This is a genomic window from Pseudomonas sp. MWU13-2517 (assembly GCF_023242545.1).
GTDB lineage: Bacteria > Pseudomonadota > Gammaproteobacteria > Pseudomonadales > Pseudomonadaceae > Aquipseudomonas.
On the sequence record NZ_JALMFA010000002.1, the window covers coordinates 13865 to 34586 of the forward strand.

Sequence of the window (20722 nt, forward strand, 5' to 3'; positions counted from 1 at the left end):
GTGGAAGGGTAAAAAACAAGCTGTGAGTAGATAAGTAGCTTGCTACGCAATATACTTACGTTCATGGTTGTTTGTAAACTCTTGACAGGCTTTGCGGAATGTTGACAAAGCACCGCTGAAAGCCTGGATTTTAGTACGTTCGGCGCCCATGACGGTGTCGTCCCACAATTATTCAGATGCTCGTTGCCGATCATCCCAAGTGTTCTGATTGAGGTTTTATTGCCATGGTTCGTCGCACCAAAGAGGAAGCTCAGGAAACACGCAGCCAGATTCTCGAGGCCGCCGAGCAAGCCTTTTATCAGCGCGGCGTTGCGCGGACCACGTTGGCGGACATCGCCACGCTGGCCGGCGTGACGCGCGGTGCCATCTACTGGCATTTCAGTAATAAGTCCGACTTGCTCCAGGCTCTGCTGGACACGCTGCACGAACCCCTGGACGAATTGGCCAGGGCGAGTGAAAGCGAGGATGAAGTCGACCCGCTGGGCTGTATGCGCAAGCTGTTGATTCATCTCTATCATCAAGTGGCTCTGGACCCGAAAACCCGGCGCATCAACGAAATCCTGATCCATAAGTGCGAGTTCACCGATGAAATGTGTGACATGCGGCGCCAGCGCCAGACCCACAGTCTGGAATGCAACCTGCGCATCGGCCTGACGTTGCGTAACGCGGTCAATCGGGGGCAGCTTCCGGAAAACCTGGACACTGTCCGGGGGGCAGTGTGCATCCATGGCTACATCCAAGGCTTGATTGGCCAGTGGCTACTGGTGCCCGACAGCTTCCAGCTGCACCAGGACGCAGAGCGTTGGGTTGATGCAGGGCTGGACATGCTGCGCTTGAGCCCCAGCCTGCGCAATTGAGACAAAATGCGTAATTGCTTCCAGTTGTGTCAACAGTAAAGTCCAGAGACAGTCAATCGCCCTTCTGCCTGATGGGTAGGATGACTTTATATACGGGCTGGCGGTCGGTTGATAGATAGCCGCCTATGTATTTTGTAGCGATATTGTTGCAAGGCTGTGAAGGAATGTTTCCAAGCGCCTATGAAAAAGCCCCGGTTCCTGCGAACCGGGGCTTTTTCGTTTCAGCGATTTACGTCAGATCGCCAGCGTTGGGTAATCGATGTAACCCACCGGGCCTTTGCCGTAGAAGGTTTCCGGGTGCGGTTCGTTCAGCGGTGCATCGGCCTTCAGGCGGGCCGGCAGGTCGGGGTTGGCAATGAACGGTACGCCGAAGGCCACCGCATCTGCCTTGCCCGCTGCCAGCCAGGCGTTGGCGCTGTCCTTGGTGAAACGCTCGTTGGCGATGTACGGGCCGCCGAAGGCTTTTTTCAACTGCGGGCCGAGGCTGTCGGCACCTTCTTTTTCGCGGGAACAGATAAATGCGATACCCCGCTTGCCCAGTTCGCTGGCTACGTAGGTGAAGGTTTCGGCCAGGTTCTCGTCACCCATGTCGTGGGAGTCGGCGCGCGGAGCCAGGTGCACGCCTACACGGCCGGCGCCCCAGATTTCAATCGCAGCGTCTGTGACTTCCAGCAGCAGGCGCGCACGGTTTTCCAGGGAGCCACCATAGTTGTCGGTACGCTTGTTGGTGCTGCTTTGCAGGAACTGGTCGAGCAGGTAGCCGTTGGCGCCGTGGATTTCCACACCGTCAAAACCGGCAGCCTTGGCGTTTTCCGCACCCACGCGGTAGGCGTCGACGATGTCGGCGATTTCAGCGGTTTCCAGGGCGCGCGGGGTTGGATAGTCGGCCAGTGGGCGCACCAGGCTGACGTGGCCTTTAGGCTGGATGGCGCTCGGGGCCACCGGCGTTTCGCCGTTCAGGTAGGACTCATGCGAGATCCGCCCTACGTGCCACAGTTGCAGGAAAATCTTGCCGCCCGCACCGTGTACGGCCTTGGTGATATTGGCCCAGCCGCGCACCTGGTCGTTGGACCAGATGCCCGGAGTGTCGGGGTAGCCAACGCCCATCGGGGTGACCGAGGTCGCTTCGCTGAGGATCAGCCCGGCAGAAGCACGTTGCACGTAGTACTCGGCCATCAGCGCGTTGGGTACACGGCCTTCATCTGCGCGGCAGCGGGTCAGCGGTGCCATGATGATGCGGTTCGACAGTTCCAGGTCGCCCAGTTTGATCGGATCGAAAATAGTCGTCATGGGAAAACACTCTCTCTATTAAGTTGATCAGTTGGTCGCAGGGGCCAGGTCGGCATCGCCGCCCTGACGGAAAGTAATCAGGGTCACCAGCAGCGCGAGCACTGCCAGGGCGCCGGCGGCTACGGGCACGCTGGTCAGGCCGAAGCCGTGGGCAATCACGCTGCCGCCCACCCAGGCACCCAGGGCGTTGCCGATATTGAAGGCGCCGATGTTCAGGGTGGACACCAGGTTCGGTGCCGCCTTGCCGAAGGTCACTACGTTGATCTGCAGCGCCGGGACGGCGGCGAACGAGGCAGTTGCCCACAGGAACAGCGTGATTTCAGTCGGGATCAGTGCGGCGCTGGTCCAGGTCAATACGGTGGAGATCACCGCCATACTGATGAACACGCCGATCAACGTGGCTGCCAGGCGTTTGTCCGCCAGCTTGCCGCCGATGATGTTGCCCGCCGTGAGGCCGAGGCCGATCAACAGCAGCGTCCAGGTCACGCCCTTGGGCGAAACGCCAGTGACATCGCCCAGCAACGGCGCGACGTAGGTAAAGAGGGTGAACATGGACGCTGAAAACAGCGCGGTCATGGTCAGCGACAGCCAGATACCGGCACCCTGGAGGGCTTTGAGTTCGGCGCGCATGTCGAGTTTCTCTTCATCCCGCTTGGCGGGCAGGAAACGGATCAGGCCGATCAACGCCACCACGCCAATCACCGTGACGGCCCAGAAGGTCGAACGCCAGCCCGCTTCCTGCCCCAGTGCAGTGCCCAATGGCACGCCCAGTACGTTGGCAAGGGTCAAGCCGGTAAACATCAAGGCCACGGCCGACGCGCGCTTGTTGGCCGGCACCAGGTTGGCCGCTACCACCGAACCGATACCGAAGAAGGCGCCGTGGCACAGCGCGGTGATCACGCGGGCAAACATCAGCACGTTGTAGTCGCTGGCCAGGGCGCAGAGCAGGTTGCCGATAATGAAGATGACCATCAACGCTACCAGGGCGGCCTTGCGTGGCAGCTTGGCGGTCGCCAGTGCCATGAACGGTGCGCCGATGGCCACGCCCAGGGCGTAACCGGTAACCAGCCAGCCGGCGCCTGGAATCGACACGCCCAAATCCGCCGCCACATCGGGCAGCAAACCCATGATGACGAATTCGGTGGTGCCGATGGCGAAGGCGCTCAGGGCCAGTATGAGTAGCGAGAGGGGCATTATCGTTTCCTTGTTACAGCGCTGCTTTATCGTCAGCGCTGAGTTCAGTGATGAACGCGGCGAGGAAGGCTTGGATCGTTTCCTCGTTGCGTTTGAAAAAGTGCCACTGCCCGGCCTTCTGGCTGCTGATCAGACCGGCCCGTTGCAAGGTGGCCAGGTGGGCCGACACGGTCGACTGGGACAAGCCGCAGCGCTGGTCGATCTGCCCGGCGCAGATGCCGTATTCGTGGTTGTGCAGTTGTTCGGGGAACTGCACCTTGGGGTCTTTCAGCCAGGTGAGGATTTCTCGTCGTACTGGGTGTGCCAGGGCTTTTATTATTTCGTCGAGGTCGATGGACATGGCGGTTGCTCGTTGCTGCAGCGTTATATCGCGATGAGGCGAACTTTAAATCGTTGAATCTCGATATACCAATATGATTTTAGTCTTAATGCCGATCAATTCGGTATATCGGGTTATAACGATACGTTGGTGGCAGTGTTAGACTGCACGCCATGAATTATCTCGCACATCTGCACCTGGGCGGCCAACTTCCTGCGCAATTGCTGGGCAGCCTGTATGGCGACTTTGTCAAAGGCCGCCTGCAGGGCCAGTTCAGCCCGCAAATCGAATCGGCCATTGCGCTGCACCGCTCAATTGATCGCTTCACCGACAGCCACGCGCTGGTGGGGGAGGCGTTGTCGCGCTTCAGCCTGACCCGACGGCGTTATGCCGGGATCGTCCTCGATGTGTTTTTCGATCATTGCCTGGCGCGGGATTGGCTGGAGTATGCCGACCAACCGCTGGAACGCTTTACCGCGCAGGTCTACCGCGTGCTGGCCGCCGAACCGCAATTGCCGGGGCGCCTGGCGCAGATCGCCCCCTATATGGCGGCGGATGACTGGCTGGGTTCATACCGCGAGTTCGCGGTGATGGAGCAGGTGTTGCGAGGGATCTCCCGACGCCTGACGCAGCCCGAAGAACTGGCCCATGCCATGCAGGAGTTGCGGGTGTTGTATGAACCGCTGAGTGAAGACTTTCGGTTGTTCTATCCGCAGTTGCAGAAATTTGCCCAGGCCCAACTGACCCTGCAGAACTGAAGGTGGGAAGGGGGGCTAAGCCCTTCCCACCGGGTAAGTTCAGGCCGCAAATGCTGGCCGGGTATCTACCTGCTCGGCCTCGGGCAACGGCCCGAACAACGCCTTCTGCACTGCCTGCTGTGCCTGGTACGCCAGCGCCGCGCGTTCCTGGCCGGCACAGGCAATCGGCTTGAGCACATGAATCTCCACATCACCCTGGTCATTGGCAAACAGGCGCATGAGGTGCGAGAGCAAGTCATCATCGCCAATGAACGGTGCCAGAGGATCGACCTGGCCACCGCGCAGATAACGGATTGCCACCGGTTGCAGTGACACCTCGGCATCGATTGCACTGGCCAGCAAGCGCCCGTGGAAGGTGCGCAGGCTGCGCCCATCGGTGGTGGTGCCTTCCGGGAACATCAGCAGCGGGTGCTGCTGCTCCAAGTGGCGGGTCATCTGTTTGCGGATCAACTGGCTGTCGCCCGAGCCCCGGCGGATAAACAGGCTACCGGCCTTGGCCGCCAACCAGCCGGCGACCGGCCAGGTGCGTACTTCGGCCTTGGACAGAAATGACATCGGCGCCACCATGCCCAGCAGTGGGATGTCGGTCCAGGACACATGATTACTCACCCACAGCATCGGCGTTTGCGGCACCTCGCCGTGTACCGTCACGCGAAAGGGCAGGGCGTTAGTCAATCGCGCCATAAAGAACCGCGACCAGCGCTGACGCCGCACCATCGAGTTGGCGACGCCCAAGCGTTCGAACACACCAAAGACACTGGCCATGCTCAAGCCCAGCGCCACCACCAGCACCACCCGGGCAATGCGTCCGTAGACGCGCAGACGGCTCATCACATTGCCGCCTTGAAATGGCGGGCGTAACGCGGGCACAACTCATCGCGCTTGAGCAGGATAAAGACATCGGCCACCTGGAAGTCTTCATCCCAGCACGGCTCGCCGCAGATCTTCGCACCCAGGCGCATATAGGCCTTGAGCAAGGGCGGCATCTCGGCGATGACGTTGGACGGCAGGTCCAGCGCCGGCAGCGGCTTTTTCGGTTCGGCGCGCAAGTGTTCGTTGCACAGGTAGCGTTCGCGCAAGCGCTGCATGATCGCGTGAGCCTGAATGCCGCCATCGTGCATCGGGATGCTCGCGCAACCCATTAAATAACTGTAGCCACCCTCGTTGAGTACTTCGGCCAGCTCTCCCCACAGCACTGCGATAGTGCCGCCGTTGCGGTAAGCCGGGTCGACGCACGTGCGGCCGATTTCCAGGATCGGGCCTTGCAGGTGCAACAAACCATGCAGGCTGAATTCTTCTTCACTGTAGAACCGACCCAGGGTGCTGGCGGCCTGGTGGTCCAGCAAACGGGTGGTGGCCACCAGTCGACCGCTGTTCAAATCACGCACGCCGATGTGGCTGCAGTGAACATCATAATCATCCATGTCCAGGCCCAGTTCCGCACCTTTCAGCTTGGCGTTGAACTCGCCGCTGAACACGTTGAACCGCAGGGTCTGGGCTTCCTGCAACGCCTGCGCGCCAACCAGGCGTTCGGCTTGCAGGCGGCGTTCATTGCCGGTGTCGCTGATGCGGGCGATCTGAGTCATGGCGAATCTCCGAGTGCCGGCCACTTACCGGCCGGTCGACTTGTTTGTCCAAACTCAGGCTATGTAGCCTCGGTGTCATCTCCATGAAGTTACGGTGACGGTTGGATGACAGGCCTTTTGTCGCCAATCTGTCATCGGCCTCGGCTAGGCTCGCGGGCTTGAATGCCCCCTCGTTGAGTCTGCGTTTATGGTCAGAGGCTTGTTGTGCGTCGCCCTGCTGTTCGTCACCGTTACCGCCCACGCCGAAACCTGGCCTGACAAGGAGTGGGCCAGGGGCGCAGCGCTTTCCGGCCCCGCTGTCGATGCAGTGGACGCCTACGCATTCCCCGCCCGCGATGACGTGACCCGTAAAGGCATCCGCACCGACGCACTGCTGGTGATCCGTGACGGCGAGATCATTTATGAACGCTACGGCGCGCCCACCACTGCCAGCACACCGCACCTGACGTGGTCCGTCAGCAAAAGCCTGATGGCCACCGTACTCGGTGTGGCCTACGGCGAAAACCGCTTCAAGCTGACCGACCCCGTCGCGCGCTTTTACCCGCCGATGAAACAACACCCCACGGTGACGATGGCCGACCTGCTGCACTGGGCCTCGGGCCTGGACTGGCAGGAAGACTATGAATACGCCCCGCTGAAATCGTCCGTGGTGGCGATGCTCTACACCCGCGGTCGTGGCGATATGGCCGACTTTGCGGCAGACACCGAGTCCGTCAGCGCGCCAGGCCAGGTGTTCCGTTATTCCAGTGGTGACACCAACATCCTGTCCGCCGCCCTCAAGGGCATGCTCGGTCACAAGGCTTATATAAGTTATCCCTGGGACGTGCTGTTCAAACCGCTGGGCATCCGCAACGCCACCTGGGAAACCGATGCTGATGAAACTTTTGTCGCTTCGTCCTATGCCTACCTCACCGCTCGCGACCTGGCGCGGGTTGGCCTGTTGATGGCCCGGGACGGGCGCTGGGGCGATCAGCAGTTGCTGCCTGAAGCGTGGATCGCCTTCAATCGCCAGCCCTTCGCCCACTACAAGGCTGGCCAGGACGACGCTGTGCCGGGTGGCCATTGGTGGCTCAATAAAGGCGCACCCAGGCCCTGGCCCGATGCCCCCGAGGACACCTTCGCCGCGCTCGGCCACTGGGGCCAGGCGTTGTTCGTGATGCCCGCCGAACACCTGGTGATCGTGCGCTATGGCGATGACCGTGACGGCAGCTATCGCCACAACGAACTGCTCAAGCGCGTACTGGCGGCGGTGCAGCCATGATCCGCCGTCGGCCGTTTACTTGTCTGTTCCTGCTGCTGTTGCTCGCGTTGGCGGGGTGGATCTGGCATGAGCGCGTCAACCTGCAAGCCTTCCCTGACATCATCGCGGCGTACACGGCCAAGGAATACTGTTCGTGCCGGTACGTGGAAAACAACCCGGCCGAATATTGCCGGGGCTATGTGAAGCAGTACGTGCCGACCAGTGCGTTCAGCGATAGCCCCAAGCGCAGTGAAGTGACCGCCAGCGGCCTGGGGCGCACCCATACCGCACGGTGGATGGGCGATCGCCAGGGCTGCCGCCTGTTGCCTTGATGGTCCACCTGTGGAACTGTGAGTGGCTGACCGCTGCGTCGTCTATCGAGCGTTTGCTGCTAATGCCGTGCATGGCCACCGACGGATTTTTCGGCCCCGCGTGCCAAGCAGCCGCTGCCGTTTCCGAGTGAGGTGAAGCCTTGAATATTGTTGATTGGGATGCGGTGCAACTGTCGCGGGCGATCCACGCCCGGCAGGTCTCCTGCGAAGAGGTCATGCTGGCGTATCTGGCGCAGATCCAGCGTTTCAACCCGAGCGTGAACGCGCTGGTGTCGCTGCGCGAGGCCGATAAGGTGCTCGCCGAGGCGCGGGCCTGCGATCGCGAATTGGACCAGGGCCGGTCCCGTGGCTGGATGCACGGCATGCCCCAGGCGATCAAGGACCTGGCGGCCACCCAGGGGGTGCGCACGACCTTGGGCTCGCCCCTGTTCGCCGAGCATGTGCCGAAAGAAGATGCCATCAGCGTCGCGCGGGTGCGGGCCAGCGGCGCGATCATCATCGGCAAGAGCAACGTGCCGGAGTTCGGCCTGGGCTCGCAGACCTACAACACGGTGTTTGGCACCACCGTCAATGCGTATGACCCAAGCCGCGTCGCGGGCGGCAGCAGCGGCGGGGCGGCCGTGGCCCTGGCGCTGCGCATGCTGCCGGTGGCCGATGGCAGCGACATGATGGGGTCGTTGCGCAACCCGGCGGCCTTCAACAATGTGTTCGGCTTGCGCCCGTCCCAGGGCCGGGTGCCCCACGGGCCGATGCCGGAACTGTTCGTGCAGCAACTGAGTACCGAAGGCCCGATGGGCCGCAGCGTAACGGACGTGGCGCGGCTGCTGAGCATCCAGGCAGGTTATGACCCACGGGTGCCGTTGTCATCGAAGGACGATCCGAGCGTTTTGGGCCAGCCCTTGCCGCGTGACTTCAAGGGCACTCGCCTGGGCTGGCTGGGGGACTATAACGGCTACCTGCCGATGGAAGACGGTGTAATGAGCCTGTGCGAATCGGCCCTGAGCGATTTCACCACGCTGGGGTGCGACGTCGACAGCTGCCAACCGGACTTTTCCATGGCGCGCCTGTGGCGCAGTTGGCTGGTGCATCGCCACTGGTTGGTGCATGGCAACCTGGCTGCGGCCTATGCCAACCCGAAAAAGCGCGCGCTGCTCAAGCCCGAGGCGCAATGGGAAGTGGAGGGTGGCCTGGGCTTGAGTGCCCAGCAGGTGTATCAGGCATCGGTGGATCGCAGCGAGTGGTATCGCGCGTTGACCACGCTGTTCGAACGTTATGATTTCCTGCTGTTGCCCACTGCCCAAGTGTTCCCTTTCGATGCACAACAGCCTTGGCCGCGCCAGGTGGCAGGGCGTGAAATGGATACTTACCATCGTTGGATGGAGGTGGTGATCGGCCCCACCCTGGCCGGTCTGCCGAGCATGAGCATCCCGGTGGGCTTCAACCCCCAGGGCCTGCCCATGGGGCTGCAGATCATCGGCCCGGCCCAGGCCGATCACGCGGTGCTGCAATTGGCGTATGCCCATGAGCAACTGACGCAATGGGTGCAGAGGCGGCCGCCTGCTTGTCTGACTGATCAGCCGCTACCGGGAGCAAGCCTCCTCCCATAATGGATTTGCGCCGTTCATGACATTGCGCTTAAGGTTCGTCCAGGTTTTTTCCCGCGAGTCTTTAATGTCAATCAAACCCTTGGCCTTCGCCCTCTTGGCCGCGGCCGCCGTGCCTGCCCATGCCGATTGGTACCTGGATAACGAGTCCTCGCGCCTGTCGTTCGTCACGACCAAAAATACCGAAATCGCCGAAGTGCATCGCTTCTTGGTGTTGCACGGCAAGGTCGACGGCGATGGCGCGGCGCAGTTGGATGTCGAGCTGGAGTCGATCAACAGTGGCATCCCCTTGCGCGATGAGCGCATGCGCAATGACCTGTTTGAAATCAAGACATTCCCTGAAGCCCGGATCAACGCGCAGATCAACCTGCAACCGATCAACGACCTGGCGCCAGGCGCACAGCTGGAGCTGCGTCTGCCTCTGTCGGTGACGCTGCATGGCAAGACCCAGACTTACAGTGCCGAGCTGCTCGCCACGCGTCTGGATGATCGCCGGTTCCAGGTGGTGACGTTGGAACCTGTGGTGGTGCATGCCGAGGATTTCGAGCTGATGCCGGGTGTGGCGGCCTTGCGTAAGGCGGCCGGGCTTACGTCGATCAGCCTGTCGGTGCCGGTGGGTGCGGTGCTGATTTTTTCGGCGCGCTGACATGGGCGGCGCAGTATTTCCCTGGCGCAACGCCAACCGTTTCGAGTTGCTGATCGACGGCCCGAGTTTCTTCCCTCAGATGTTGGTAGGCATCGCCCGGGCCGAGCGGCAGGTAGACCTCGAGCTCTACCTGGTGGAAGCCGGCGCCTGCGCCGAAGCCTTGGTGCAGGCGTTGGTGCTGGCCGCTGAACGAGGGGTGCAGGTGCGTTGCCTGTTCGATGATTACGGCAGCCTGGCGTTCACCCTTGGGCTGCGTAAACGCTTGACCGACGCCGGTGTGGAGCTGCGTTTCTACAATCGCCTCAACTGGCGCCGTTGGATGCGCAACCTGTACCGCGACCATCGCAAACTATTGTTGATCGACCAGTCCGACGCTTTCGTGGGCGGTACCGGCGCGACGGATGAATTCTGGACGCCCGGTAACGATGTTGCCGACTGGCATGAAGTGATGGTGCAAATCAGCGGCCCGCTGGTGCAGGACTGGCAGGCGCTGTTCGACCGTCAATGGCATGCCAATGCGGCGCGTCGGGAGTGGAAACCCGCCAGCCATTTCGGTTTGCCGCGCCTGCCCAAGGTGCCGGCGACAGGTGCTGGCCTTGGTCGGGTGGCGTATGCCGACGCTCGCCAGCATCGCGATATTTTGCAATCACTGATCCGCGCATTGAACCTCAGCCAGCAACGCATCTGGCTGGCTACGCCCTACTTTTTACCGACCTGGGGCGTGCGCCGGGCTCTGCGGCGGGCGTCGGCGCGGGGTGTGGATGTGCGCCTGTTGCTCACCGGGCCGCGCACCGATCACCCTTCCGTGCGTTACGCCGGGCACCGCTATTACCCGCGCCTGTTGCGCTCGGGTGTGCAGATATTCGAATACCAACCGTGTTTCCTGCACCTGAAAATGGTGCTGGTGGATGACTGGGTGAGTGTTGGCTCGTGCAATTTCGATCACTGGAATCTGCGCTTCAACCTGGAAGCCAACCTCGAAGCGTTGGACCCCGGATTGACGCAGGCGGTGACGAGGTGCTTCGAGCGGGACTTTGCGCAAAGCCAGGCGGTGAGTCTGCAGGCGTGGAAAGCGCGGCCGTTGTGGCGGCGCGTGAAACAGCGGGTGTGGGGGTGGATTGATCGGCTGGTGGTGAACCTTCTAGACAGAAGGAGCTAAAGCAGCTGCAAGCTTCAATCTGCAAGTTAAGAGCACACCTGCTCTTTCTTGCCGCTTGAAGCTTGCAACTTGAATCTAGCCGTTACAACAACTCAAAAGTCTGCTGTTTTACATCCTGTGAATCGAGCCCGATCTGCACATTGAACTCACCCGGTTCCGCCGCGTACTTGAGCTGGGTGTTGTAGAACTTCAGGTCGTCCTCGGTGATGGTGAAGTGCAGGGTGCGTTCCTCACCCGCTTTGAGCATGACCTTCTGGAAGTTCTTCAACTCCTTGATCGGACGGATCATCGAGCCGGCCACGTCCTGGATGTACAGCTGCACCACGGTTTCGCCATCCAGCGTGCCGGTGTTTTTCAGTGTGACGCTGGCGTCGAGCTTGCCGGTCTTGTTCAGGGTCGTGGACGACAGCGCCATGTCCGACAAGCTGAACGTGGTGTAGCTCAGGCCGTAGCCGAACGGGAACAGCGGCCCGGTGGTGTCATCGAAGTACTGCGAGGTGTAGTTGCCCGGTTTGCCTGGGGTGAACGGCCGACCGATAGTCAGGTGGTTGTAGTAGGTCGGAATCTGCCCCACCGAACGTGGGAAGGTGATCGGCAGTTTGCCCGATGGGTTGTAGTCACCGAACAGTACATCAGCGATGGCGTTGCCGCCTTCGGTGCCGGCGAACCAGGTTTCCAGGATCGCATCGGCCTGCTGGTTTTCCTCGACGATCGACAGTGGACGGCCGTTCATCAGCACCAGCACCAGAGGTTTGCCGGTGGCTTTGAGCGCCTTGATCAGGTCGCGCTGGCTTTGCGGGATGTTCAGGTCGGTGCGGCTGGAGGACTCGTGGGACATGCCACGGGATTCACCCACGGCCGCCACTACCACGTCGGAGTTTTTCGCGGCCTTGACCGCTTCGTCGATCATCACTTGCGATGAGCGCGGGTCATCCACCACTTCCGGTGCATCGAAGTTGAGGAAGTTGAGGTAGTCGACGACCGCCTTGTCATTGGTGATGTTGGCGCCACGGGCATAGATCACTTTGCCTTTTTCGCCGATCACGGCGTTCATGCCGTCGAACAATGTCACCGATTGCGCGGGGCGCCCGGCAGCGGCCCAACTGCCCATCATGTCGATCGGAGCCTTGGCCAGCGGGCCGACCAGGGCGATGGTCGCAGACTTTTTCAGCGGCAGGGTCTGGTTCTGGTTCTTCAGCAAAACCAGGCTGCGCCGCGCGATGTCACGGGCGTCGCTGCGGTGCAGGCGGCTCTCGGCATAGGTGTCGGCCGGATCGTCTTCGGCCTTGCCGATACGCAGGTACGGATCTTTGAACAGGCCCATGTCGTACTTGGCGGCAAGCACTTCACGCACGGCGTTGTCGATGTCGCTTTGCTCGATCTCGCCGGACTTGAGCAGCCCCGGCAATTCCTTGCCGTACAGCGAGTCGTTCATGCTCATGTCGATACCGGCCTTGATCGCCAGCTTGGCGGCTTCACGCCCATCCTTGGCCACGCCGTGCTTGATCAGCTCGAAGATCGCACCGTGGTCGCTGACGGCCAGGCCCTTGAAGCCCCAGTCCTTGCGCAGCAGATCGTTCATCAGCCAGGTGTTGGCGGTGGCGGGCACACCGTTGATGGAGTTGAGCGCCACCATCACGCCGCCGGAACCGGCCTTGATCGCCGCGTGGTAGGGCGGCAGGTAATCCTGGTACATCTTGACCGGGCTCATGTCGACGACGTTGTAGTCGCGACCGCCTTCCACCGCGCCATACAAGGCGAAGTGCTTGACGCTGGCCATGATGCTGTCGGCGTTGGCGGGGCTGGTGCCCTGGAATGCCTTGACCATCACCTCGGCAATGCGTGAGACCAGATACGTGTCTTCGCCGAAACCTTCGGAAGTACGGCCCCAGCGTGGGTCGCGGGAGATGTCGACCATCGGCGCGAAGGTGATGTCGAGGCTGTCGGCGGCGGCTTCCTGGGCGGCGATGCGCCCGGAACGGCCGATGGCGTCCATGTCCCAGCTGGAAGCGAGGGCCAGGCTGATCGGGAAAATGGTACGGTGGCCGTGGATCACGTCATAGGCGAAGAACATCGGGATCTTCAACCGGCTGCGCATGGCGGCGTCCTGCATCGGACGGTTTTCCGGGCGGGTGATGGAGTTGAAGGTGCCGCCGATGCGGCCCGCGGCGATTTCCTTGCGGATCAGCTCGCGGGGCATTTCCGGGCCGATGCTGATCAGGCGCAATTGGCCGATCTTTTCATCGAGGGTCATCTGCTTGAGCAGGTCGTTGACGAACGCATCCTTGTCTTTAAGCGTGGCAGGCGTTGTCTCTGCCCATACGGGGTGAGTGGCCAGCGTGGCGATCAGGCCGAGCAAACACAGCTTTTTCATGAATATCCTTTTTCGGCTTACTGCACGGCACACATGCACCGGTCTGCCAAAATGTGGGGAACTTATGTTGTTGTTCGAGTGTTATTGCTGAAAATGCACCACACTTCTGAACTCTTATTTGCGCTGGGCATCTTTTAGCTGATTGACTCGATGCATTCCAGTCGTGGTCGCGGATTATGCCTCAAGCGCGTGATCGATAGGGCCAGCTGTCAATTCCATCCCGTTTCACCAGGAGAGACACCATGCAAGCAGCACACACCTACCGCTGGGGCTTCAAGGCCGCCGCGTTGCTCTTGATCAGCAGCGTGCTGAGCGGTTGTGGCATCAACACCATTCCTACCCTGGACGAACAGGCCAAGGCGGCCTGGGGCCAGGTGCAGAACCAATACCAACGGCGTGCCGACCTGATCCCCAACCTGGTGGAAGTGGTCAAGGGGTACGCTGCTCATGAGCAGGACACCCTCACCGCCGTGATCGAAGCGCGGGCCAAGGCCACCTCGATCCAGGTGGATGCCAGCACCCTGGATAACCCGGAAAAACTCAAGCAGTTCCAGCAAGCCCAGGACGGTTTGAGCGGCGCCCTCAACCGCCTGATGGTGGTGTCCGAACGCTATCCGGACCTGAAGGCCAACCAGAACTTCCTGGCCCTGCAATCCCAGCTTGAAGGCACTGAAAACCGTATCGCCGTGGCCCGCCGTGACTTTATCCAGGCAGTGCAGGCTTACAACACCGAGATCCGTACCTTCCCGGGACGCTTGTGGCACAGCATCATGTATAGCGATCTGCCGGTCCGCGCTACGTTCGAAGCCACCAGTGCCGATGCCGATAAAGCGCCCCAAGTGAAGTTCAAATAAGGCTTCCCTGAGGTGTCGATGCGTTTATTACGGATAGGCTTGGCGCTGTGCTTGTTAGCCTGCGTCGGTGCTGCCCAGGCGGCACTGACGTTCCCGGCCTTGACCGGCCGGGTGGTGGACAACGCGCAGATGATCGACCCGGCCACGCGCGAGCAACTGACCCAGCAACTGCAGGCACTGGAGCAAACCACCGGCGATCAGATCGTGGTGGTTACCGTGCCCGACCTGCAGGGTGTGCCCATTGAAGACTTCGGTTATCAATTGGGCCGCCAGTGGGGCATTGGCCAGAAAGGCAAGGACAACGGCGCGCTGTTGATCGTCGCCCGGGATGAGCGCAAATTGCGCATCGAAGTCGGTTACGGGCTGGAAGGCGTGCTGACGGACGCCCAGTCATGGGTGATCATCAACCAGGTGATCGCGCCCAAGTTCAAGGCCGGCAATTTCAGCCAGGGCATCAGCGAGGGTGTGGCGGCGATGCTGCAGGTGGTAGGCGGCGAGCCGTTGGCGGTGCCTGCGCATGTGGCTGATGCGAATTTCGCCAAGGATAATCCCGGGTTTTCGATTGGCCTGTTTATCCTGCTGATCGGTGTGTTGTGGTTGTGCAATCGCCTGGGCCTGCCGGTGGGCGCTATCCTGCTGGCGATCCTCAGCAGCAGTGGTCGCGGCGGCGGAGGAAGCGGGGGAGGCGGAGGTTTCCGAGGCGGCGGTGGCGGCTTCGGCGGCGGCGGTGCGTCGGGTGGCTGGTGATGACAATAACTAGAAAAGAGCATGTACAACCATGGCATTACTGACTGAACACGAGCAACGCCAAGTCGCCGAAGCCATCGCCCGGGTCGAGCAACAGACCGACGCCGAACTGGTGACGGTGCTGGCCGCGCGCGCTGACGATTACGCCTACATTCCGCTGTTGTGGGCCAGCCTGATCGCGTTGGTGGTGCCGGGCGTGGTGCATTACCTGTCGGGCTACTTGACCATGTACACCCTGTTGTTGGCGCAATGGGTGACGTTCATCGTGTTGTGCCTGCTGTTTCGCTTGCCCAAGGTCACCACCCGCTTGATCCCACGCTCGGTACGCCACTGGCGCGCATCCAACCTGGCACGGCGACAGTTCCTCGAGCAGAACCTGCACCACACCCTGGGCAGCACCGGCATGCTGATTTTTGTCTGCGAGGCCGAGCGCTACGTGGAGATCCTGGTGGATGACGGCATTTCCAAGCGGCTGGATGACAGCAGTTGGGACGCCATCGTCAAGGCGTTTACCCTGCAAGTGAAACAGGGGCAGACGTTGGCCGGGTTCATTGCCTGCATCGAGGCCTGCGGTGAGTTGCTGAAGGTGCATGTGCCGGTGACGCAGACGCGTAACGAGCTGCCCAATCGCCTGGTAGTGCTCGAATAGGCCAGGCAACGCCGGAACCCATGTGGGAAGGAGCAGGCCCCTCCCACAAATGGCCTGTGGTGACCATTGGTCAAATAACTCCGTGCCCTGGCGGGCTATCCCCCCTAAAATGCCCGGCATTCCCAGCCCGAGGCGTTTTTGTTCATGTCCGTCACCGCTCAACCTGCCCGCCCTGCGCCTGATCATCATGCCCAGTTCATTGAGTTGCTGAGCACAAGCCTGGCGCAGAACGCGTTCATCAAGCTGGTACTGGCCAAGTACGTCGGTGAAGAAGCCGACCTGCAACGGCTGATCATCAAGCAGGTGACGGTCAAGGAGCAGCCTTGCCTGTCCTTCGTTTATCGCTACAAGACCCGCGACATCACCAAGAACCTGCCCTTGGCCGACGGCGTGACGGCGATTGCCGAGCTGCTGCCGGCCTCGTTCAAGAACGCGCACTTGCTGTCGCTGACCGACGAAGCCCAGTTGGAATACAGCAAGAAGAACAAAAGCTCGCTGTTCAAAAGCAAGCCGCAACAGTTGCGCGAGGCACCTTCCGCCGAGCACAACCGCGAGAAAAATCGCTTCCTCGACCTGAGCCGTCCGTTCCTTGCCGACCTGGGCGTGACCGATTCCAAGCAGGCGCTGATCCCGTCGATGTCGCGCAAGTGGAAGCAGATCAACAAGTTCATCGAAGTGTTCAGCCATGCGTTGACCTCGTCACCGCTGAAGCTCGACCAGCCGGTGCGCGTCGCCGATTTCGGCTCGGGCAAGGGCTACCTGACCTTCGCCATCCACGATTACCTGCGCAACACCCTCAAGGCCGAGGGCGAAGTGACGGGCGTCGAGCTGCGTGAGGACATGGTCACCCTGTGCAACAACGCCGCCGCACGCCTGGAACACCCGGGGCTGGTGTTCAAATGCGGTGATGTGCGCAGCGTGGCGCCGAGCGAGCTGGACGTGATGATTGCCCTGCACGCCTGCGATATCGCGACCGACTACGCGATCCACACCGGCATCCGCTCCGGCGCGTCGATCATCATGTGCTCGCCGTGCTGCCACAAACAGATTCGCCTGCAGATCCAGAGCCCTGTGCTATTGAAGCCGATGCTGCAATACGGCCTGCACCTGGGCCAACAGGCGGAAATGGTCACCGACAGCTTGCGTGCATTGTTTCTTGAAGCCTGTGGCTACGAGACCAAGGTATTCGAGTTCATCTCCCTGGAGCACACCAACAAGAACAAGATGATCCTGGCGGTCAAACGCGCCGAGCCAGTGGATAACGCCCAGTTGCTGGAGAAAATCCAGGAACTGAAGGCGTTCTACCACATCAGCGAGCACTGCCTGGAAACCCTCCTGCGCGCAGAGGGTTACCTGAGCTGAGCACCGGGCAAGTCGTCATCTGCAGGAGCGAGCTTGCTCGCGAAAAAACGTCAACGGTAACGCGTGTTCCCTGAGTAAACGCGGCGCCTGTGAGTTCTTCGCGAGCAAGCTCGCTCCAAAAGATATCAGGGCCAGCGCCTCCCGCACTTAGACTGTATCGGGCTTTGAAATGGGCGCAGGCTGCACCGCTGTCTTGCGCCCCAGCATCACTGTCACGATCACCCCGCAGGCAAACAGCCAGGTAATCGGCTCGATATGTTCACCAAAGAACAGCGCTGAAAACGCGATGGTGAAGAAGATCTGCAACAGTTGAATCTGGCTGACCCTGGCGATGCCGCCCATGGCCAGCCCGGCGTACCAGGCAAAGAACCCCAGGAACTGCGAGAACAGCGACACATAGCCGAACGCCCACCAGGTGCGTATGGAAATCGCCCCTTGATGCTGCGCCGCCAGGTACCACACCGGGCCGATCAAGACGGGCGTCGACAGCACCAGTGCCCAGCAGATCACTTGCCAGCCACCCATCTCCTTGGCCAGACGGCCGCCTTCGGCATAGCCCAGGCCGCCCACGGCAATAGCGCCGAGCATCAACAGATCGCCCGCCTGAATACTGCCGGCGCCGGTGATCAACGCGTAACTCAGCACCAACCCACTGCCCAATGCTGCACAGGCCCAAAAGGCCTTCGACGGTCGCTCGTGGGACAACCACGCCGCATACAGCGCTACGCACAGCGGTTGCAGGCCGTTGACCAGCGCGCCATGGGACGCCGGCAAGGTTTGCATGGCCCAGGCCGACAGCACCGGGAAACCGAGGATCACGCCGGCGATGACCAGGCACAACCCACGCACCTGACGCCAGGTCGGCCACCGCTCGCGCCGCCACAACAACAGCGCCGCCGCCGGGACCGCCGCGAACAACGCACGACCCAGGCCGTTGAGCAGCGGGTGGATTTCCTGCACCACAATGCGCGTGAAGGGCAGGGTCAGGCTGAAGATGATGACGCCCAGCAGGCCCAGGGCCATGCCGGTGTTTTCGCGCGAGCTCATGGAGGGGACCACAATCTAGAGGGCTTCAAGGGAAGCCCATCTAGCCACAACCCGCGTTGATCACGGGCCTACAGCTGCGTGTGGATTTATCCGTACAGTTTCAGAAGAACCGTGTAACGCTGATCTTCGCGTCGCGGCCCTTGGTGTACGCGCGGTCGCCGCTCAAGGCCGGGCGGAAGTTTTCGTTGAACAGGTTATCGACGGTGACATTCACTTCGGTGCCTTTGAGGTAAGCCTGTTGCGGTTTCCATTTGGCAAACAGGCCCTGGGTGTTGTAGCGCTTGTTGCCGTACTGGTCGTAGAACAGGTCGCCCACACTGCTGCCCGGGCCGCCGGAATATTTGTCGCTGGGCAGGCGGTCGGTCGCGCCGATGAACTGGCCCATCCAGCCCACCTGGGCATCCCAGGCCGGGATGTGGGTGCCCAGGACCAGCACCCATTTGGTCGGCGGAATGTCACGTGCCGGTACATCCGGGCCCCACGGGTTGGTGTATGCGCCTTCGTGATCACCTTTGGCATAAGCGAACGACACCGAGCCGAACAGGTAGGTGGAGTTATAGAACGACTCCAGCTCAAAACCCTTGATGGTCATGCCGCCGATGTTGCGGTAGTTGGGCAATGCTCCCGACGGGCAGGCGCTGGAAATCGTGCCTCCGTTGATGGCCTGGTTCTGGCAACCCACACCCGTGGCTTTGAAGATTTCGTCTTCGACCTTGTTGTGGAACAGGGTGGTGCGCAGTTGCAGATTGTCGTCCTGGGTGATGACGTTATCGAAGCTGGTAACGCTGCCTACGCTGATCGAGGTAATGCGCTCCGGGTCGAGGTCGAGGCTGGTGGCGGTGCGGCTGCCCAGGCCCTGGACCTCATATTGCTCGTCGATGACCGGCGCACGCCAGGTCTTGCTCCAGTTGGCGAACAGCCCCAGGTGCGGGTTGACGTTCCAGAACAACGCCAGGCGCGGCGACCAGCCTGTGTAGGTACGGTCGCTGTAGTCATGGCCGTAGGACGGGTCTGGATTGTTGTAGTACGGCGCGTCGTTACCTTCGCCACGGTTGCGCACATGGTCGTAGCGCAGCGATGGGGTGATGGTCACATCGCCGACGGTGACCGCGTCCTGGACAAAGAAACTGTTGGTATCGACTTTGCCATGGGGCATGAAGCCCGGCTGGAAATGCCCGTAGTTGTAACGCGCGGTGTTGTAGGTGGCACCGGGCATCCACATCTCGGTCTCGCGGATATGCTTGCGGATCTGCCCACCCACCGTCAGGGCGTGTTGCAGCGGCCCGGTGTTGAACAAGCTGACGTTGCGCACGTCCAGGTTCTTGTCGGTGTAGGACGTGTCCATCTTGCGTCCGCCGGTGGCCAGTTGGAAGAACGCAGTAGCGTCGCGCTCGTCGGTCTGCTCGGTGTTGGACTGGGAGTACTTGACGGTCAGATCGACCAGCGGGTTGTCGAGCGGTGTGTATTCATACTTGCCAGACCAGGTGGTGTCGGTGGTGTCACGTTGCGCCAAAAAACGTTTCAGGGCGTTTTCATAGCCGTAGCGGTCGATGTTGGCCTGGGTTGGCGGCGTCGGATAGCTGGCGGCGGAGAACGGTGTCCAGCGATTGCTGTGGGAGCGCGAGTAGGACAAGCCCGCGCTGTGCTCATCGGTGAAGTGCGCGTTGAGCTTGAACAACTTGCCGTCCACGTCCTGGGCCGAGTTGGGCAGCCGCTGGGGGTTGATCGGGTACTGGTTGTTCTCGTTGGGCAGTTTGGCGGCCACCTTCATATCGCCGCCGTCACGCTGGGTCAGGTAGGCCAGGGCATCGAAGCGGCCGTCGTCGGTGCGGCCGTACACGGCGCTGCTGTAGACCTGTTCGTGGTCGTTGCTGGAGTAACCATATTTGAGCATGGCACCGCTGTTGCGGCCGTCCTGGAGCAGGTCGGGTGCATCCTTGGTGGTCATGTTGACCGTGCCGCCAAAACCGCCGTTGCCGGTGAATGGCGAGTTGGGGCCTTTCTCCACCTCAATGCTTTTGATCAGCTCGGGCTCGATAAATACTGTGCCTTGTTGATAGCGCTCAAAGCCGCTCTTGGTGGCGCCGTCGACGGTCAGCGGCACGTCTTCGGCATCACCGAAGCCACGGATGTTGATGGTCTGGCCGCCGGGTTTGAGCGAGCCGCCCTGGCTCACACCGGGCAACGTCTGCAACAGGCTGGGGATGTTGTTGGACTGGTAGCGGTCGATATCGGCCTGGGTCAGGGTGGAGCGATTGACGGTGCTGGAGTCGACTTCGTTACCGGTGCCGATCACGCTGAGGGCGTCCAGTTGGATCGCGCCGCTTTGGGTGGTCTTGCCTTCGTCGGGGCGTACCACGTAGGTGGTGCCGACTTTGATCAGGGTGAATTCACCGTTTTTCAGCAGGCTGCGAATCGCGACTTCCGGGGTGAAATCACCACTGAGCGCCGGTGCCTGCACGTTGTTGAGCAGTGTTTCATCGAACAGCAGCTGGATTTTCGCCTGTTGCGCCACCTGGCTCAGGGACATGGCCAACGGCTGGGCGGGCAGTTGCAGCTTGAACGACTCGGCCTGGGCACTGAGGCTGAACGCCAGGCAGGTGGCAACGAGGCTGGGTCGAAGAAACAGGTGCGAAGCGTGGCAAGGCGCGCGAAACATGGAATCCCCCGGGGTGGCTGAATAGCCGAAAAGGTGTGCTTATCA

General features: G+C 61.1%; 19 protein-coding genes. 11 read left to right on the top strand and 8 right to left on the bottom strand.

The features are described 5' to 3' along the window. Nucleotides 1-224: 224 nt before the first annotated feature. A complete protein-coding gene (locus tag M5B97_RS02555; RefSeq protein WP_123714971.1) occupies nt 225-857 on the top strand; it encodes a TetR family transcriptional regulator in 633 nt (210 codons plus the stop codon). Nucleotides 858-1091: 234 nt separating this feature from the next. Here the strand turns inward: M5B97_RS02555 and M5B97_RS02560 are convergent, their stop codons facing one another. From M5B97_RS02560 to M5B97_RS02570, 3 genes are read right to left on the bottom strand one after another with little or no spacing between them, the layout of a single operon-like run. Continuing rightward, on the bottom strand, nt 1092-2147 hold the full coding sequence (locus tag M5B97_RS02560) for an alkene reductase (RefSeq protein ID WP_134658023.1): 1056 nt from the start codon (nt 2145-2147) through the stop codon (nt 1092-1094). Nucleotides 2148-2174: 27 nt separating this feature from the next. Next, complete coding sequence (locus tag M5B97_RS02565; RefSeq protein WP_248730663.1) at nt 2175-3341, bottom strand: MFS transporter; 1167 nt, start codon at nt 3339-3341, stop codon at nt 2175-2177. 13 nt (nt 3342-3354) lie between these two features. Then, nucleotides 3355-3681 carry a helix-turn-helix transcriptional regulator gene (locus M5B97_RS02570; protein ID WP_123714974.1) on the bottom strand — a complete coding sequence of 109 codons (327 nt, stop codon included), beginning with the start codon at nt 3679-3681 and terminating at the stop codon, nt 3355-3357. 152 nt (nt 3682-3833) lie between these two features. Between M5B97_RS02570 and M5B97_RS02575 the strand changes: the two genes are divergently transcribed. Next, nucleotides 3834-4418, top strand: a complete 585-nt coding sequence (locus M5B97_RS02575; protein WP_134658019.1) for an ACP phosphodiesterase — start codon at nt 3834-3836, stop codon at nt 4416-4418. A 39-nt stretch (nt 4419-4457) separates the two neighbouring features. Here the strand turns inward: M5B97_RS02575 and M5B97_RS02580 are convergent, their stop codons facing one another. Continuing rightward, nucleotides 4458-5249 carry a lysophospholipid acyltransferase family protein gene (locus M5B97_RS02580; RefSeq protein WP_248730664.1) on the bottom strand — a complete coding sequence of 264 codons (792 nt, stop codon included), beginning with the start codon at nt 5247-5249 and terminating at the stop codon, nt 4458-4460. Continuing rightward, on the bottom strand, nt 5249-6004 hold the full coding sequence (gene olsB, locus M5B97_RS02585) for an L-ornithine N(alpha)-acyltransferase (RefSeq protein ID WP_123714977.1): 756 nt from the start codon (nt 6002-6004) through the stop codon (nt 5249-5251). Before olsB ends, M5B97_RS02580 begins: the two co-directional genes overlap by 1 nt. 187 nt (nt 6005-6191) lie before the next feature. Here olsB and M5B97_RS02590 point away from each other — a divergent pair, with 187 nt between their 5' ends. The 5 genes from M5B97_RS02590 (at nt 6192) to M5B97_RS02610 (ending at nt 10985) form a co-directional block, all read left to right on the top strand. After that, nucleotides 6192-7265 carry a serine hydrolase gene (locus tag M5B97_RS02590; protein WP_248730665.1) on the top strand — a complete coding sequence of 358 codons (1074 nt, stop codon included), beginning with the start codon at nt 6192-6194 and terminating at the stop codon, nt 7263-7265. Further along, nucleotides 7262-7576: an amidase gene (locus M5B97_RS02595; protein WP_123714979.1), complete on the top strand. Its 315-nt coding sequence runs from the start codon at nt 7262-7264 to the stop codon at nt 7574-7576. Before M5B97_RS02590 ends, M5B97_RS02595 begins: the two co-directional genes overlap by 4 nt. Before the next feature lie 140 nt (nt 7577-7716). Then, the gene (locus M5B97_RS02600) at nt 7717-9183 is read left to right on the top strand and encodes an amidase (protein ID WP_248730666.1); all 1467 of its coding nucleotides are present in this window, start codon (nt 7717-7719) and stop codon (nt 9181-9183) included. Between the two features lie 64 nt (nt 9184-9247). Continuing rightward, complete coding sequence (locus tag M5B97_RS02605; protein WP_248730667.1) at nt 9248-9826, top strand: YceI family protein; 579 nt, start codon at nt 9248-9250, stop codon at nt 9824-9826. A 1-nt stretch (nt 9827) separates the two neighbouring features. Beyond that, nucleotides 9828-10985 carry a phosphatidylserine/phosphatidylglycerophosphate/cardiolipin synthase family protein gene (locus M5B97_RS02610; protein WP_248730668.1) on the top strand — a complete coding sequence of 386 codons (1158 nt, stop codon included), beginning with the start codon at nt 9828-9830 and terminating at the stop codon, nt 10983-10985. Between the two features lie 82 nt (nt 10986-11067). On the opposite strand, the gene bglX is transcribed toward M5B97_RS02610, so the two are convergent. Further along, a complete protein-coding gene (gene bglX / locus M5B97_RS02615; RefSeq protein ID WP_248730669.1) occupies nt 11068-13359 on the bottom strand; it encodes a beta-glucosidase BglX in 2292 nt (763 codons plus the stop codon). A 242-nt stretch (nt 13360-13601) separates the two neighbouring features. On the opposite strand from bglX, the gene M5B97_RS02620 reads away from it, so the two are divergent. From M5B97_RS02620 to M5B97_RS02640, 4 genes are all read left to right on the top strand, one after another. Then, nucleotides 13602-14213, top strand: a complete 612-nt coding sequence (locus M5B97_RS02620) for a LemA family protein (RefSeq protein ID WP_123714984.1) — start codon at nt 13602-13604, stop codon at nt 14211-14213. Between the two features lie 18 nt (nt 14214-14231). Continuing rightward, on the top strand, nt 14232-14960 hold the full coding sequence (locus M5B97_RS27605; RefSeq protein WP_283100839.1) for a TPM domain-containing protein: 729 nt from the start codon (nt 14232-14234) through the stop codon (nt 14958-14960). A gap of 31 nt (nt 14961-14991) precedes the next feature. Beyond that, nucleotides 14992-15609 (top strand): TPM domain-containing protein, encoded by a 618-nt coding sequence (locus M5B97_RS02635; protein WP_123714985.1) that lies wholly within the window; start codon nt 14992-14994, stop codon nt 15607-15609. Nucleotides 15610-15753: 144 nt separating this feature from the next. Continuing rightward, on the top strand, nt 15754-16971 hold the full coding sequence (locus M5B97_RS02640; RefSeq protein WP_248730670.1) for an SAM-dependent methyltransferase: 1218 nt from the start codon (nt 15754-15756) through the stop codon (nt 16969-16971). A 147-nt stretch (nt 16972-17118) separates the two neighbouring features. On the opposite strand, the gene M5B97_RS02645 is transcribed toward M5B97_RS02640, so the two are convergent. Both M5B97_RS02645 and M5B97_RS02650 read right to left on the bottom strand, forming a co-directional pair. Next, nucleotides 17119-18018 (bottom strand): DMT family transporter, encoded by a 900-nt coding sequence (locus tag M5B97_RS02645; RefSeq protein ID WP_248730671.1) that lies wholly within the window; start codon nt 18016-18018, stop codon nt 17119-17121. A 100-nt stretch (nt 18019-18118) separates the two neighbouring features. Continuing rightward, nucleotides 18119-20677 (bottom strand): TonB-dependent receptor, encoded by a 2559-nt coding sequence (locus M5B97_RS02650; RefSeq protein ID WP_248730672.1) that lies wholly within the window; start codon nt 20675-20677, stop codon nt 18119-18121. Nucleotides 20678-20722 lie beyond the last annotated feature (45 nt).